Here is a 14,254-nt window from a genome sequence, read left to right as displayed (position 1 = left end):
GATGAGTTTCCCGCTTCTGACGGTGACGGCCGCGGTCCCCGCGGTCGGCGCCGTCCTGACGGCGGCCGTCCCGGCCGCCCGCAGGACCGCCGCCAAGTGGCTGGCGCTGCTCTTCTCGCTGGCGACGCTGGCGCTGGCGGTGCTCGTCGCGGTCCGCTTCGAGCCCGGTGGCGCCCGCTACCAGCTCACCGAATCGCACGCCTGGATCGCCGACTTCGGCGTGCGCTACGAACTGGGCGTCGACGGCATCGGGGTGGCGCTCATCGCGCTCACCGCGCTGCTGATCCCGTTCGTGATCGGGGCCGGCTGGAACGACGCCGATCCCCTGGAGACCCAGTCCACGCGCTGGCGGCCGACACAGGGCTTCTTCGCCCTGATCCTGATGGTCGAGGCGATGGTGATCATCTCCTTCGAGGCCACCGACGTCTTCCTCTTCTACATCTTCTTCGAAGCCATGCTCATCCCGATGTACTTCCTCATCGGCGGCTTCGGGGACCGGGCGCACGCCGGGTCCGATGAGAACGCGGCCGCGCAGCGCTCGTACGCGGCGGTCAAGTTCCTCCTCTACAACCTGGCCGGCGGCCTGATCATGCTGGCCGCCGTCATCGGCCTCTACGTGGTCGCCGGGAACTTCTCGCTCCAGGAGATCACCGCCGCCCGCGCCGCGGGCACGCTCGACATGGCGACCAACACCGAGCGGCTGCTGTTCCTCGGGTTCTTCTTCGCCTTCGCGGTGAAGGCCCCGCTGTGGCCGCTGCACACCTGGCTGCCGAACGCGATGGGCGAGGCCACCGCCCCGGTCGCGGTCCTGATCACCGCGGTCGTCGACAAGGTCGGCACCTTCGCGATGCTCCGCTTCTGCCTCGGGCTGTTCCCCGACGCCAGCAAGTGGGCCACACCGGCGATCCTCGTCCTGGCCCTGATCAGCATCGTCTACGGGGCGCTGGTCGCGGTCGGGCAGCGGGACATCAAGCGCCTGGTCGCGTACGCCTCGATCTCCCACTTCGGGTTCATCATCATGGGCATCTTCGCGATGACCTCCCAGGGGCAGTCGGGCGCGACGCTCTACATGGTCAACCACGGGATCTCGACGGCGGCGCTGATGCTGGTCGCCGGCTTCCTGATCTCGCGCCGCGGCTCCCGGCTCATCGCCGACTACGGCGGCGTGCAGAAGGTGGCCCCGGTGCTGGCCGGCACCTTCCTGATCGGCGGCCTCGCCACCCTGTCGCTGCCGGGCCTCGCGCCCTTCGTCAGCGAATTCCTGGTCCTGGTCGGCACGTTCGTCCGGTACCCGGTCATCGGCATCATCGCCACCATCGGCATCGTGCTGGCCGCGCTCTACACGCTGGTGCTCTACCAGCGCACGATGACCGGCCCCGTGAAGGCCGAGGTCTCCGGGATGCACGACCTGCGCCTGCGCGAGGTGCTGGTGGTCGCCCCGCTGATCGTGCTGCTGATCGGGCTCGGCGTGTACCCGAAGCCGCTCACCCAGATCGTCAACCCGGCGGTGGAGCACACCTTGTCCGACGTCCACGAGAAGGATCCGAAGCCACAGGTGGCCGTCGAGGCCAAGAACGGGGAGGCGGCGAAGTGAGCACCATGGCTGCGGCCCACGGGCTGCTGACCCTGGCGGCCGGGGAACCGGTCGACCGGATCCCGGCCCCGCACATCGAGTACGCGCAGCTCGCGCCCACGCTGATCGTGGTGGGCGCGGCGGTCCTCGGAGTCCTCGTAGAGGCCTTCGTACCGCGCAAGTCCCGCTACTACGTCCAGGTGTTCCTCGCCGTCGCCGCGCTGGCCTCGGCCTTCGCCGCGGTCGTCGGCCTCGCCGCCGGCGGGTACGGCGGCGACAAGGCGCACATCGCGGCGATGGGCGCGGTGGCCGTGGACGGCCCGGCGCTGTTCCTCCAGGGGATCATCCTGCTGTCCGCGATCGTCGCGGTCTTCACCTTCGCCGAGCGGCGCCTGGACCCGGCCGCCCACGGCAACCGGGTGGACTCGTTCGCCGCCCAGGCGGCGTCCGTGCCGGGCAGCGAGAGCGAGAAGGCCGCCGTCAAGGCGGGCTTCACCACCACCGAGGTCTTCCCGCTGGCCCTGTTCGCGGTGTCCGGCATGCTGATCTTCCCGGCGGCCAACGACCTGCTGACGCTGTTCGTGGCCCTGGAGGTCTTCTCCCTCCCGCTGTACCTGCTCTGCGCCGTCGCCCGCCGCCAGCGGCTGATGTCGCAGGAGGCGGCGGTCAAGTACTTCCTGCTCGGCGCCTTCTCCTCGGCCTTCCTGCTCTTCGGCATCGCGCTGGTCTACGGGTACGCCGGCTCCGTCTCGTACGCGGCGATCGCCGACGTGGTCGACGGTACGGTCACCAAGATCGACCCGGCGCTCGCCGACACCATGGGCAACGACGCGCTGCTGCTGATCGGCGGGGCGCTGATCCTGATGGGTCTGCTCTTCAAGGTCGGCGCGGTCCCGTTCCACATGTGGACCCCGGACGTCTACCAGGGCGCCCCGACCCCGGTCACGGGCTTCATGGCGGCGGCGACGAAGGTGGCCGCGTTCGGTGCGCTGCTGCGACTGCTGTACGTGGTCCTGCCGGGCCTGCGGTGGGACTGGCGGCCGGTGATGTGGGGCGTGGCGATCCTGACGATGCTGGCCGGTGCGGTGATCGCGGTGACGCAGACCGACGTGAAGCGGCTGCTGGCGTACTCCTCGATCGCGCACGCGGGCTTCATCCTGGCCGGCGTGATCGCGACCTCGGCGGTGGGCGTCCAGTCCGTCCTCTTCTACCTGGGCGCGTACTCCTTCGTGACGATCGGCGCGTTCGCGGTGGTCACGCTGGTGCGCGACGCGGGAGGCGAGGCGACGCACCTGTCCAAGTGGGCCGGCCTGGGGCGCCGTTCTCCGCTGACGGCGGCGGTGTTCGCCGTGTTCCTGCTGGCCTTCGCCGGCATCCCGCTGACCTCCGGCTTCGCCGGCAAGTTCGCGGTGTTCCGGGCGGCGGCGGAGGGTGGCGCCGGGGTGCTGGTCGTGGTCGGTGTGATCTCGTCCGCGATCGCCGCCTTCTTCTACATCCGGGTGATCGTCCTGATGTTCTTCAGCGAGCCGAAGGCCGACGGCCCGACGGTGGCCGTCCCCTCGCCGCTGACGATGACGACGATCGCGGTGGGCGTGGCGGTGACCCTCGTCCTGGGTGTGGCCCCGCAGTACTTCCTGGACCTGGCGGGCCAGGCGAGCACGTTCGTCCGGTAGCCGCAGGGCGGTTGCGTGCCGATGCAGGGCCCGGTACCCCTCGGGGGTGCCGGGCCCTGCGTCATGTTCCGCTTGTGTGATCATCGGAGTGCGACGGATCGGCAACACGCCAAGCATGACGGGGGTCATGACATGCAGGACGGCGATCTCACGGTCTCTGAGGACGGCCTCACACGGCTCGCCGGCGACCTCGACGAGATGCAACGCCATCTGGACCGCCAGGTCCGGGCCATGGACGCGGTGGTCGACAGGATCGCGGGCGGCTGGCAGGGGCCCACGGCCACGGCGTACCGCTCCCTGCACCGCGGGGTCGCCGAGGACGCCGTCCGGATCCGGCAGGTGCTCGCCCTCCTGGAAGAGGCCACGCGCGCCTCCCGCGACGGCTTCACGGCCCAGGAGCTGGAGGTGCTGGCCGCGTTCAAACGCGTACAGAGCGGGGAGGACGTGTCCGCCGCCGCCGAGGCGCTGACCGTGCCTGACCCGGCGCCGCCCCGCCCGCAGAGCCGCCTCCAGGACATCTGAGAGCACCGAGGATCAGCATCGCCATGTCGGATGAAGACCGGATCACCGTCGATTTCGCCACGCTCCAGCGCCTCTCCGGCGACTTGGAGGACCTCCTGCGCGACCTCAACGAGAAGCTGGACGTGCTGTACGAGCGCGCCAAGAAGGCCGTACTGAGCTGGGACGGCGAGGCCCGTGAGGCCTTCATCGACGAGCTGGACAAGTGGGACCGCTCGGCGCAGGACATCAAGGCCGCGCAGGCCTGGCTCCACGAGGTCGTGGTCAAGGGACACCTCAACTACGCCGCCGCCAACCGTTCGGTGCTCCAGGGCTGGGGAGGCGGCGCCTGATGGCCGGACCGACACCGGGCCCCGCCCCGGCTCCGTCCCCCGGTGGCGGCGGCGTCATCGACGTCAAACCCAAGGACCTCTGGGGAGTCTCCGGCCGGGTCGCCGGGCAGCAGGACCTCCTCATGCGCGGGGCCAACACGCTGCTGGAGGGACTGAAGAAGTACCCGGACGCCGGCGGCGCCGGCAGCCACGCCGAGAAGTTCGCCCAGGCGTACAAGAAGATCGGGAACCTGTGGCTGGAGGTGTGGGGCAAGAGCGTCCTCAGCGTCGGCGGCGTCGCCGTCGGCTTCACCGAGACCGCCAACGCCTACACCAAGGCGGACGCGGCCGCCCACCCCAAGCCCGGACAGACCCCGGAGCAGCGGCCCCGGCCCACGGTCATCGACAAGGCGCCCGTCTTCGCCTCCGTTCCCGACATCAAGTGGGGTGACGACGACGGCGGCGACGACTTCCTGCGCGGGGCGATGGAGGGCATACCGGAGTTCGTCCGGGACATCCTGCAGCCCGTCGCCAAGCACGTCTTCCGGCTCGGCAAGGTGGCCGACGTCCACCCGTTCCCGCAGCAGCACTACCTCAACTCGCACTGCCACAGCTGGATGAACGCAGGGACCTGCGTGACCATGGTGGCGGACAACCTGACGATGACCCTCGGCGCCATCACCAACCACCAGCAGGCCGACTGGGAAGCGGCCATGCGCACGTTCTGCAGCGCGTTGTGGGGCGGCACGGCCTGGGGCCAGTCCCGGCACGGCTACCAGTGGGCGCACACCACCGGCCCGCACGGGGCCAAGGTGGCCACGGGCAGCGAGCCGGTGCTGAGCGTGCTCAACGACACGGCGGCCAAGATCAGCGATCTGCTGCGCGAGTACGCGGAAGCGGCCGTCGAGCTCAACCACGACGTCTCCGAGGAGTACAAGAGGGCTCTCAAGAAGGCCGCCAAGGAGATCCTCGACGATCTGGAGAAGCCCAAGAAGGACCTGAGCGTCAAGAGCGTCATCGGAGCGGTGACCCACGTGGTCGGCAAGGGCGTCGAGCTCATGCTGAGCTTCGACGTCAAGACGGTCCTGAACATGGACACCGCCAAGCTGAACCGCATCGTGGACAAGTACACCGGCATCCTGGACGGCCTCACCACACGGATGGGGGCGCTGGAGGAGCCGCTGCGGGAAGCAGACCTGAGCGCCCCGAAGTTCGAGGCCGGGGTCGCCCGCGCCCACGGGTTCGGGGCCCGCGCGCTGGAGGAGTTCAAGACCACCTCGCAGACCTGGCTGAAGGTCGACTCGGCGACCGGCAAGTACACGCTGGACCTGGCCGCCAACGAGTACATGGCGGACGGCCACACGCTGGACAAGCACGTGGGCAAGACGGACGAGCAACTGGCCCAGCGCCTTCGCGACCAGCAGGCCAACGGTCCGACGGACGCCTGGCCCCACGGCAAACCGAAGCCGAGCGCCTCCTCCGCCTTCCCGGACTACGAGCGCGCGCAGCAGCTCACCCAGCACAACCTCAACCAGAACGCGGCGGCCATCGACGCCTGGATCAAGGGTCCGCCGCCGCCGGCCGAAGGCGATGTCAAGGACTTCAAGGGGACGGCGCCCAATGGCGAGGTCAGCGGCCGCAGCGTCAGCAAGCAGCCGACCGACCCGAACGATCCGCTGTCCGGATACAAGCAGGGCGGACTCAAGGCCCAGGCGCAGGACGTGAAGGGCATCGACACGAGGATCAGGTACGACAGCAGCCGCAATCCTCCGTTCACCGTCATGACGTCCATGCCCAGCAAATGAGAAGGGGTCCTTCGAAGATGTCCACCGACCAGGCGTCCTGGGAAGCGGCGGTACGCCACCTCTACGAGGACGCGTACGCCTTCATCGCCACGGGGCCGCGCACCCAGGAGGACTGGAGGGCCGACGCGCTCGCCGTCATGGAGCGCGCCGTCCCCGACCCGCGCGGCTGGGCCGGGCTGGACGACACCGCGGACGATCCCGAACGGGCGGCCCGGCCGGCCTTCCCCTTCGGCCCGCCCCGGTCGGCCGACCCCTTCCGCCCCCTCACGCCCGCCGATGTCGGGGAACGGCTGCGGGAGATCGACCGTGCGAGCGCCGAGGACCTGCTGCTCGCGCTCACCGACGAAGGCTGCACCCTGCGGAGCCTCGAACGGTTCGCCGAGAGCTCCGACGAGCTGCGGGACCTGGCCCGCACCATCCTGGCCCGCTACGGAGACGCGGTCACCTGCCACACCAACGTCACCGTCGGCGCACCCGGGACCGGCACGCTGGACTTCACGTCCTCCCACTGGAGCTACAGCCCGATGACCTTCTACTGGGAGGACTCCGGGCTGGTCGTCGTCTCCGACACCGAGGTGGGGCTGTTCTGGAACCTCGCCGACCAGTGAGCGCGGCAGGGGCGCTTTGAGAGGATGAAGCCATGCTGACCCGATCCGCCACCTACCCCGACCGGGAGACCGCCCAGTGGGCCACCCAGCAGGTGGTCACCGCCAACGAGCAGGTCATCCACCGCTGGCTCGCCCAGGGGACGCGGGCACGCCTCACCATCGAGGCCTCCTGGCCCTCCCGGGAGGAGCCCGTCGGCCGGGTGCTGCTGGAGGCGATGATGCTCGCCGGCCAGGAGCCCGTCGAGGTCCGGGCGGCCCGCGTCGTCCTGCGGCGCGAGCCCGCGAGCCCGCACGGTTTCGCCGTCCAGACCACCGTCCCGTTCTACCTGTAGAGGCAGCCGAGCGTGTCCATGAAGCCCCTCGAACACGATCGGCGCTACGGCGAGCTCGATCAGGTGATGCGCGCCTATCTCGGGCAGCCCGCAGACGATACGAGCGAACGGCGCAGCCGCGCGCTGGACGCCTATCTGCGCCACACCTGGCACACCCGGCCCTGGTCCGTCGCCGAGGCCGAGCGCCAACTGCGCGAGTACAGCCGCAATCCTCCGGGCCGCCTGCGGATCGGTCTCGGCGAGTTCTACGCCGTCCCCGACACCGGGATGCCGCAGTCCGAGATCGGCGACTGGCTGCTCGTGCTCGCGGACCACCTCAAGCGGAGCATCGAGGAAGGCGAAGTGCCGCCGCCGTCGACCCCGCAGACCCATTGGGAGTGGCACGCCCGGTTCCCGGAGACCGCGCAGCTGCTGGGCGGCTGGTTCTCCCAGGACATCGTCGACGAGTTCCCCGGCCACGAGGCCGCCGTCGCGGACTACGCCGCCACCACGGACCCCCAGCTGACCGCCCGCCTCGTCGGCGAGCTCCACGAACTCCTCGCCCTCCCCCTGGACGAAGCCGACTACGCCCTGGCCGCCGCGGAACTCGGCATGGAGGTCGGCCCGCCCGAGCCCTTCTCGTACGGCGCGTGGTTCCAGTCGGTGGCGATGAGCCTGGCGCACGGCTGATCGAGCGTCTCGGCCCGGCCGCGCCATTCGGCGCGGCGGCGCTTCGGCATGATCCCGGTGAGGTCCAGGTCGATGGGGAACGGGACCGACACCTTGAGGCGGTCGTGGAAGATGCCAGTGGCCACGTACACCTTCGTGGCCGGGTCGAGCTCGTACACGTAAACCACCGCCCGGCCCCCGTTGTTCTCCACCCGCCAGAAGTGCGGGATCCTGGCACGGGCGTACTTGATCGGTTTGGTTTCGCGGTCACGTCCCACCGACTCCGGGGAGACGATTTCGATGGCCAGCCGGACGATCGATGCCGGGAGCCGGATCTGGTCCGGGTCCTCGCTGTCCTCCTCGGCGACGATCACGTCCGGTTCGGGCCTGTTGCGCCTGTCGATGTCGATCGTGAACTCTCTGAGCAACTCAAGTCCCATGGGTACCAAGGGTTCGAGCTGTTGCTCGAAGAACCTCAGGGCGCGCATGTGAAAACGAGTCTGCGGACTCACGAAGACCAGGCTCCCGTCGATCAGCTCCGTGTGCGGAGGCAGGTTGGGAAGCCGGTCAAGGTCGTCACCGGTCCATCCGCCTGCCGGCGGGACCGGCCAGTGGTATCCGGGGCCGGTCCTTTCGGGATCGACGCTCATCGGTAGTGCTCCCATACGGAGAGTCTCGGGAGTGCGTCCAGCCTATCGCCGGAGCTCTTTCCGAGACCGTCCGCACGTGTGAACGGTGCGCTGATGTTGACCCCGTCAGTGGCGAGAGGCATATGCGCGGACATCCGCGTCCGGGTCCGAGGTGGCCGTGGCCAGGGCCGTGCGGGCCTGCGGGTGGGGGCGGTGGGTGCGCAGGGAGAGGACCGCGGCCTTGCGGACGTCGGCGTTGTCGTCCTTCAGGGCCGAGGCCAGGGCGTCCACGGCCGTGGCGGGGTCGGCCGCCGCGAGGGCCGTGGCCGCGCCCGCGCGGACCTGCCACGCCGGGTCGGCCAGGGCCGCGACGGCCGTGGCGGCGTACGGCTCCGGGCAGCCCGTCGCCGCCAGCGCCGCCAGGGCCGCGGCGCGGACCAGCGGGTCCGGGTCCCTGAGGAGCGGGTCCAGCGGGGCCGGCGCCGGGGAGTGGACCGCCGCGAGCCCCTTGGCCACCGCCACCCGGACCTCACGGGCCGGATCGGCGGCGGCCCGCGCGAGTTCCGCGACCGCGTCCACCGAGACCAGCGCCCGTACGGCGTGGATTCGGACCTCCGGGTCGGGGTCCGCGAGCGATCGTGCGTACAGGCCGGCGTCGCCGAGCCGCAGCGCACGCAGGGCTTCGAGCGCTGCCGCCCGCACCGCCGCGTCGGGGACCGGCAGGGCCTCGCGCAGGGCGGCCCCGAGCTCCGGCTCGCCCGGCAGCACCTCCAGCAGCTCCCGCAGCGCGGCCGCGGCGGCGGCCCGTACGGCCGGATCGCCGTCGGCGAGCCGCCCCGCCAGCTCGGGCCCGGTTCCGGCCGGGACGGTCTCCCCGAGCACGGCGACGGCCGCGGCCCGCACGGCGGGATCGGGGTCGCCGAGGTACGGGCGCAGGGCGGCCAGATCCGGCGACTCCTCGGCGAGGCGCAGCAGTTCGAGGATCCGGGGCGAGGGGCCGCCGGCTCCGACCGGGACCGGGACCGCGGCCGCCGGCCCCGCGGCACCGGCCGCCGGGGGCGCCGTGCGCGGGCCCGCCGTGGCCACGCCGACCAGTTCGACCTCGCCCAGGTGGCGGGAGGGGCCGCCCTGCGGGGTGAACTCGGGGACGGGGACCACGTACGGCTCCACCGGCCGGGCCGTGAACTCCATCGCCCCCGAGGCCGACTTGCGCAGGTCCAGGTGGTGCAGCCAGGCCGGGTCGTCGCGCTCCGGGTGGTCGAGCCGCTCGTGGTAGAGGCCCCAGCGGGACTCCGTCCGCGCCAGCGAGGCCCGCGCCGCCATCTCCGCGCAGTCCCGGATGAACGACACCTCCGCGCACCGCATCAGCTCGTGCGCCGTCCGCGCCCCCATCTCCTCGATCTCGCCGCTCATCCGGGCGAAGGCCTCCACGGCCAGGGACAGCTTCGCGCCCGTCTTCGGCGGAGCCACGTAGTCGTTCACGAACCGCCGCAGCTTGTACTCCACCTGCGGCTGCGGGGGCCCGTCCGGCCGGCGCAGCGGCCGATAGACCAACTCGTGCGCCGCCGCCACCTGGTCCGCCGGCAGGGGCCCCTCGTACGCCGTGTACCGCGCCGCGTCCTCGCCCGCCAGGTCGCCGAAGACGAACGCCCCGATCATGTAGTTGTGCGGTACGGAGGCCAGGTCCCCGGCCGCGTACAGCCGCGGCACGGTGGTGCGCGCGTGGTCGTCGACGCGCACGCCCGACGCCGAGTGGCCGCCGCACAGTCCGATCTCCGAGATGTGCATCTCGATGTCGTGCGTGCGGTAGTCGTGGCCGCGACCCTCGTGGAAGGTGCCGCGGGTCGGCCGCTCGGTGGTGTGCAGGATCGATTCGAGCGCCGAGACGGTCTCCTCCGGGAGGTGGCTGAGCTTCAGGTACACCGGCCCCCGGTCCGAGGCGAGTTCGGCCGCGAACTCCGACATCATCTGCCCCGACCAGTAGTCGGAGTCGACGAACCGCTCCCCGTGCCGGTTGACCTGGTAGCCGCCGAAGGGGTTCGCGACGTACGCGCACGCCGGGCCGTTGTAGTCCTTGATCAGCGGGTTGATCTGGAAGCATTCGATCCCGGTGAGGGCCGCGCCCGCGTGGTAGGCCATGGCGTAGCCGTCACCGGCGTTGGTGGGGTTCTCGTACGTCCCGTACAGGTATCCGGAGGCGGGGAGTCCGAGTCGGCCGCAGGGGCCGGTCGCCAGGATCACGGCGCCCGCGCGGACGGTCACGAAGGCACCGGTACGGGTGTTGAAGGCGGCGGCGCCGATGGCCCGGCCGTCCTCGGGCGAGGTGAGGATCCGCACCGGCATCACGCGGTTCTCGATGCGGATCCGCTCGCGCATCTCGCGGCGGCGCAGCTGCCGGTAGAGGACCTTCTTGACGTCCTTGCCCTCGGGCATGGGCAGCACGTACGAACCGGAGCGGTGGACGCGGCGGACGGCGTACTCGCCGTGCTCGTCCTTCTCGAACTTCACCCCGTACGACTCCAGGCGCTGGACCATCGCGAAGCCGCGGGTGGCGGTCTGGCGGACGGTCGACTGGTCGACGACGCCGTCGTTGGCCCGGGTGATCTCGGCGACGTAGTCGTCGGGCTCGGCGCGGCCGGGGACGACCGCGTTGTTGACCCCGTCCATGCCCATGGCGAGGGCGCCGGAGTGGCGCACGTGCGCCTTCTCCAGCAGCAGCACCCGCGCGCCGCGGCCGGCGGCGGTCAGGGCCGCCATGGTGCCGGCGGTGCCGCCGCCGATGACGAGGACGTCGCAGGAGAGTTCCTCGGCGTCGGCGAGTGCGGGGATGTCCATGGTCGGGGTCGTCCTTCGGGGGTCAGAGGGTGGAGAGGATGCGGGTGCGCAGGGCGGAGTGATCGGCGGTCCGCTCGCGCGGGGCCGGTACGTCGAGCACCGTGCCGGTGCCGAGGAGCGCGACGCGGTCGGCGACGAACAGGGCCTCGTCCACGTCGTGGGTGACGAAGACGACGGTCGCGCCGGTACCGGCGAGGACGTCGACCAGGAGGTCCTGCATCCCGGCGCGGGTCTGGGCGTCGAGCGCGCCGAAGGGCTCGTCCATGAGGACGGCGCGGGGGCGCGCGGCGAGGGCGCGGGCCAGCTGGACGCGCTGGCGCTGGCCGCCGGAGAGCTGGTGCGGCAGTTTGAGGGCGTGGTCGGCCAGACCGACGCGGGCCAGCCAGTCGGTGGCGGTGCGGCGCCGCTCGGCGCGGGGTGCGCGGCGGATGAGCAGGGGCAGTTCGACGTTGGCCCGCACGGTGCGCCAGGGGAGGAGGGCGTCCTCCTGGAACACGAGCGCGCGGTCGGCGCCGGGGCGGGTGATCGGGGATCCGTCCTGCGTGACGGTGCCGGCGAGCGGGGGCAGCAGCCCGGCGAGGGTGCGCAGCAGGGTGGACTTCCCGCAGCCGGAGGGCCCGACGACGGCGAGCACCTCGCCGGGCCGGACGGCGAGGTCGAGCCGGTCGAGGACGGCGGGCCCGCCGGCCCGGCCGAGCCGCACGCCGTCCAGGCGGAGGGCGGCGCCGGCGCCGGGGGTTTCGGGGACGGTGGTGGTGGCGGGCGCCGCCGCCGCGGATGCGGACATCGGGGGACCTCCTGTACGTAGTCGAATGCCGGTGCCCGCCGGCTCCGGTCCCGCCGCGCGGGCTTCCTTCCCGCCGCGCCGGGTCAGGGGAGGGCTGGTTCAGCGGAGGCGCGGCCGGGGACCGGTTTCGGGGCGGCGGCCGGTGCGGGCCGCTCGGTGCGGGTCGGGAGCCAGTGCGTGAGGCGGCGGCCCAGGCGTTCCACCGCCGTCGAGGTCAGCCAGCCCAGCGCGCCGATCGTCGCCATGCCGACGAAGACACCCGGGTAGTCCACGACCGTGTAGTCCTGCCAGGTGCGGTAGCCCACCCCGTACTCGCCCGAGATCATCTCCGCCGAGATCACACAGATCCACGACACCCCGATCCCGACCGACAAGCCCCCGAAGATGCCGGGGAGGGAGCCGGGGAGCACCACCGACAGCAGGACGCGCCCCCGCCCCGCGCCCATCGTGAGGGCCGCCTCCTCCCAGACCGGTGACAGCGCGGCCACCGCGTGCCGCGTCGAGACCAGCACCGGGAAGAACGCCGCCGCGCACGTGATGAACACGATCCCCTGCTCGTTCGAGGGGAACAGCAGGATGGCGACGGGGACCAGCGCGATCGCCGGAATCGGGCGCAGGACCTCCAGCACCGGCCCCAGCACGTCCGCCGCCACCCGCGAGCGGGCGATCGCCGTGCCCACCGCCACCCCCAGCACAGCCGCCAGGGCGAAGCCCGACACGATCCGGCGCAGGCTGGAGGACAGGTCCTCCCAGTACGGGGCCGTCGACGCCCGCTCCGCCAGCTTCGACGCCACCTCCGTCACCGTCGGGAACTGCCCGAAGCGGAGCCAGAGTTCCACGTCCAGGGAGGTCAGCAGCTGCCAGGCCAGCAGAGCCGCTCCGAGCGAAGCCAGCCTCAGCAGCCTGCGGCCCGGCGTCACGACGCCAGGCCTTCGGCTTCGGCGAAGCCCACGATCCGCGCCCCGGATCCCGCGTGCTGGTCGACGTACGACTTCGCGCCCGCCGGCGTGACGAAGGCCCGCAGCTCGGCGCCCTGCGCCACCCACACCGCCTTGTCCGCGAACCACGGGGTCCCGGTCACCGCGTCCGGCACGTACGCCGCCCGGACCGCGCCCGCCCCCGCCCCCTTCAGGGCCTTCAGCAGGGCCGCCGGGGTGTCGAACGTCCGCGTGGCCGGCTCGTTCCTCAGCCACAGCTCGGGGCGGGCGGAACCGGCCACCGGGTAAGCCGGGTGGTCCGCCTCCGGTACCGCCCGCTTCAGCGGCGCCGGATCCACGAACGCGTCCACGTCCACGTCCCCGACCAGCTTCGCGTCCTTCAGGACCGGTACGTCCTCCTTCAGAGCCGCCACCAGCTCCGGCCGCAGCGCCGGGTCGAAGGTCGCGATCCCGTTCGCGCCGTTGTACAGGTACACGACCTCCGCCGGCAGCCCCGTCTCCTTCGCCACCGACTCGGCCGCCGCGACCGGTTGCGTCCGCAGGTACTCCGTCGCCTTGCGCTGCGCCCGCAGGAAGTCGTCCAGCACGCCGGCCCGCTGCGCCGCGAACTTCTGCCGCACCGTGACCCCGTGGAACGTCGGCAGGTTCAGCTCGGCCCCGTCGTACAGGGCCTTCGCCTTCCCCTCGTACGCGAGCTGCCCCGGCCAGGCCACGAACTGCGACAGCGCGTCCGCACTGCCCGCCTGGAGGGCCGATGCCCCCACGCTGGGCTGCTGGTTGAGCTTCTGGACGCCGTTCGACGGATCGATCCCGGCGCGCTGGAGGGCCCGTACGAGGGTCCCGTCCGCGGCCGAGCCGACCGAGGTGGACACCTTCTTGCCGCGCAGGTCGGCCAGGGAGGCGTACGGCGCGCCCGGCGCGGTGACGATCGTGTTGAGGCCGCCGCGCAGGTTGTAGCCGGTCACCGAGACGAGCCGGGTCGGCTGCCCCAGCTCCTTGCCGCGCGCCGCGTTGAGCAGGAGCGGGAAATCGCCCATCGAGCCGATGTCCACCTTCCCCGCGGTCATCTGGGCGGTGATGGGCGCGCCCGTGGCGTAGTCCTGCCAGTCGACCTTGTAGGTGACGCCGTCCTGCCGGCCGCGCGCCGCGAGCTCCTGCTCGAAGTAGCCGAGGGAGCGCAGCAGGGTCCCGGCGGTGACGGTGTTGATGGTCTTGGACTGGTAGCCGACGGTCACCGTCACGGTCTTGGGGCCGTCCGCCCCGGACGCGCTCGCGCCGCACCCGCCGGCCAGCGGGGCGAGGAGCAGCAGAGCGGGTGCGAGGGCTCTCGTACGGAGCATCGGAACAGGGCCTTTCACCGGAGCAGGTAGGGCATGTTGACGGTCACCGCGCCCGTGGGGCAGCGGGCGGCGCAGGGGCCGCAGTACCAGCACTCGTCCACGTGCATGTACGCCTTGCCGTCGTCCTCGCGGATGGCGAGCGAGTCGAGCGGGCACATGTCGACGCACAGGGTGCAGCCGTCGATGCACAGGGACTCGTCGATGGTCACGGGCACGTCGCCGCGCTGGGGGACCACAGGCATGGCTGTCTCCAGGA

General features: G+C 71.8%; 13 protein-coding genes and 1 pseudogene. 8 read left to right on the top strand and 6 right to left on the bottom strand.

The window, feature by feature from the left end:
- Position 1: 1 nt before the first annotated feature.
- The 8 genes from ACFYXV_RS05385 to ACFYXV_RS05350 all read left to right on the top strand — a co-directional run bounded on the left by ACFYXV_RS05385 (position 2) and on the right by ACFYXV_RS05350 (position 7,490).
- A complete protein-coding gene (locus ACFYXV_RS05385; protein ID WP_389382038.1) occupies positions 2-1,594 on the top strand; it encodes an NADH-quinone oxidoreductase subunit M in 1,593 nt (530 codons plus the stop codon).
- A 5-nt stretch (positions 1,595-1,599) separates the two neighbouring features.
- Positions 1,600-3,246: an NADH-quinone oxidoreductase subunit NuoN gene (gene nuoN / locus ACFYXV_RS05380; protein WP_385467536.1), complete on the top strand. Its 1,647-nt coding sequence runs from the start codon at positions 1,600-1,602 to the stop codon at positions 3,244-3,246.
- Positions 3,247-3,378: 132 nt separating this feature from the next.
- Positions 3,379-3,768, top strand: a complete 390-nt coding sequence (locus ACFYXV_RS05375; protein WP_389382037.1) for a WXG100 family type VII secretion target — start codon at positions 3,379-3,381, stop codon at positions 3,766-3,768.
- A gap of 23 nt (positions 3,769-3,791) precedes the next feature.
- Positions 3,792-4,097 carry a WXG100 family type VII secretion target gene (locus tag ACFYXV_RS05370; RefSeq protein WP_134072122.1) on the top strand — a complete coding sequence of 102 codons (306 nt, stop codon included), beginning with the start codon at positions 3,792-3,794 and terminating at the stop codon, positions 4,095-4,097.
- A complete protein-coding gene (locus ACFYXV_RS05365) occupies positions 4,097-5,881 on the top strand; it encodes an RNase A-like domain-containing protein (RefSeq protein WP_389382036.1) in 1,785 nt (594 codons plus the stop codon). The genes ACFYXV_RS05370 and ACFYXV_RS05365 overlap by 1 nt, the downstream gene beginning before the upstream one ends.
- A 17-nt stretch (positions 5,882-5,898) precedes the next feature.
- Positions 5,899-6,489: a hypothetical protein gene (locus ACFYXV_RS05360; RefSeq protein WP_389382035.1), complete on the top strand. Its 591-nt coding sequence runs from the start codon at positions 5,899-5,901 to the stop codon at positions 6,487-6,489.
- Positions 6,490-6,521: 32 nt separating this feature from the next.
- Positions 6,522-6,821, top strand: coding sequence for an RNase A-like domain-containing protein (locus ACFYXV_RS05355; protein ID WP_385467517.1), 300 nt, complete (start codon positions 6,522-6,524; stop codon positions 6,819-6,821).
- 12 nt (positions 6,822-6,833) lie between these two features.
- On the top strand, positions 6,834-7,490 hold the full coding sequence (locus tag ACFYXV_RS05350; protein ID WP_385467520.1) for a contact-dependent growth inhibition system immunity protein: 657 nt from the start codon (positions 6,834-6,836) through the stop codon (positions 7,488-7,490).
- A gap of 29 nt (positions 7,491-7,519) precedes the next feature.
- Here ACFYXV_RS05350 and ACFYXV_RS05345 read toward each other — a convergent pair.
- The 6 genes and pseudogenes from ACFYXV_RS05345 to ACFYXV_RS05320 all read right to left on the bottom strand — a co-directional run.
- Positions 7,520-8,119 (bottom strand): annotated as a pseudogene (locus ACFYXV_RS05345) (Uma2 family endonuclease); the annotation flags it as partial.
- Between the two features lie 105 nt (positions 8,120-8,224).
- On the bottom strand, positions 8,225-10,933 hold the full coding sequence (locus ACFYXV_RS05340) for a fumarate reductase/succinate dehydrogenase flavoprotein subunit (RefSeq protein ID WP_389382033.1): 2,709 nt from the start codon (positions 10,931-10,933) through the stop codon (positions 8,225-8,227).
- A gap of 22 nt (positions 10,934-10,955) precedes the next feature.
- On the bottom strand, positions 10,956-11,720 hold the full coding sequence (locus tag ACFYXV_RS05335; RefSeq protein ID WP_385472680.1) for an ABC transporter ATP-binding protein: 765 nt from the start codon (positions 11,718-11,720) through the stop codon (positions 10,956-10,958).
- Positions 11,721-11,803: 83 nt separating this feature from the next.
- Positions 11,804-12,640, bottom strand: a complete 837-nt coding sequence (locus ACFYXV_RS05330) for an ABC transporter permease (protein WP_389382032.1) — start codon at positions 12,638-12,640, stop codon at positions 11,804-11,806.
- Positions 12,637-13,998 (bottom strand): ABC transporter substrate-binding protein, encoded by a 1,362-nt coding sequence (locus tag ACFYXV_RS05325; protein WP_389382031.1) that lies wholly within the window; start codon positions 13,996-13,998, stop codon positions 12,637-12,639. Before ACFYXV_RS05325 ends, ACFYXV_RS05330 begins: the two co-directional genes overlap by 4 nt.
- Before the next feature lie 14 nt (positions 13,999-14,012).
- Entirely contained in the window at positions 14,013-14,240 is a 228-nt protein-coding gene (locus tag ACFYXV_RS05320; RefSeq protein WP_109778462.1) for a ferredoxin family protein, read from the bottom strand.
- Positions 14,241-14,254 lie beyond the last annotated feature (14 nt).

Origin of the sequence: Streptomyces sp. NPDC002181 (genome assembly GCF_042890485.1) — a bacterium.
Taxonomy (GTDB): domain Bacteria; phylum Actinomycetota; class Actinomycetes; order Streptomycetales; family Streptomycetaceae; genus Streptomyces.
The sequence above is the reverse complement of the archived record's forward strand: the minus strand, read 5'-3'. Positions and strand labels throughout refer to the sequence as shown.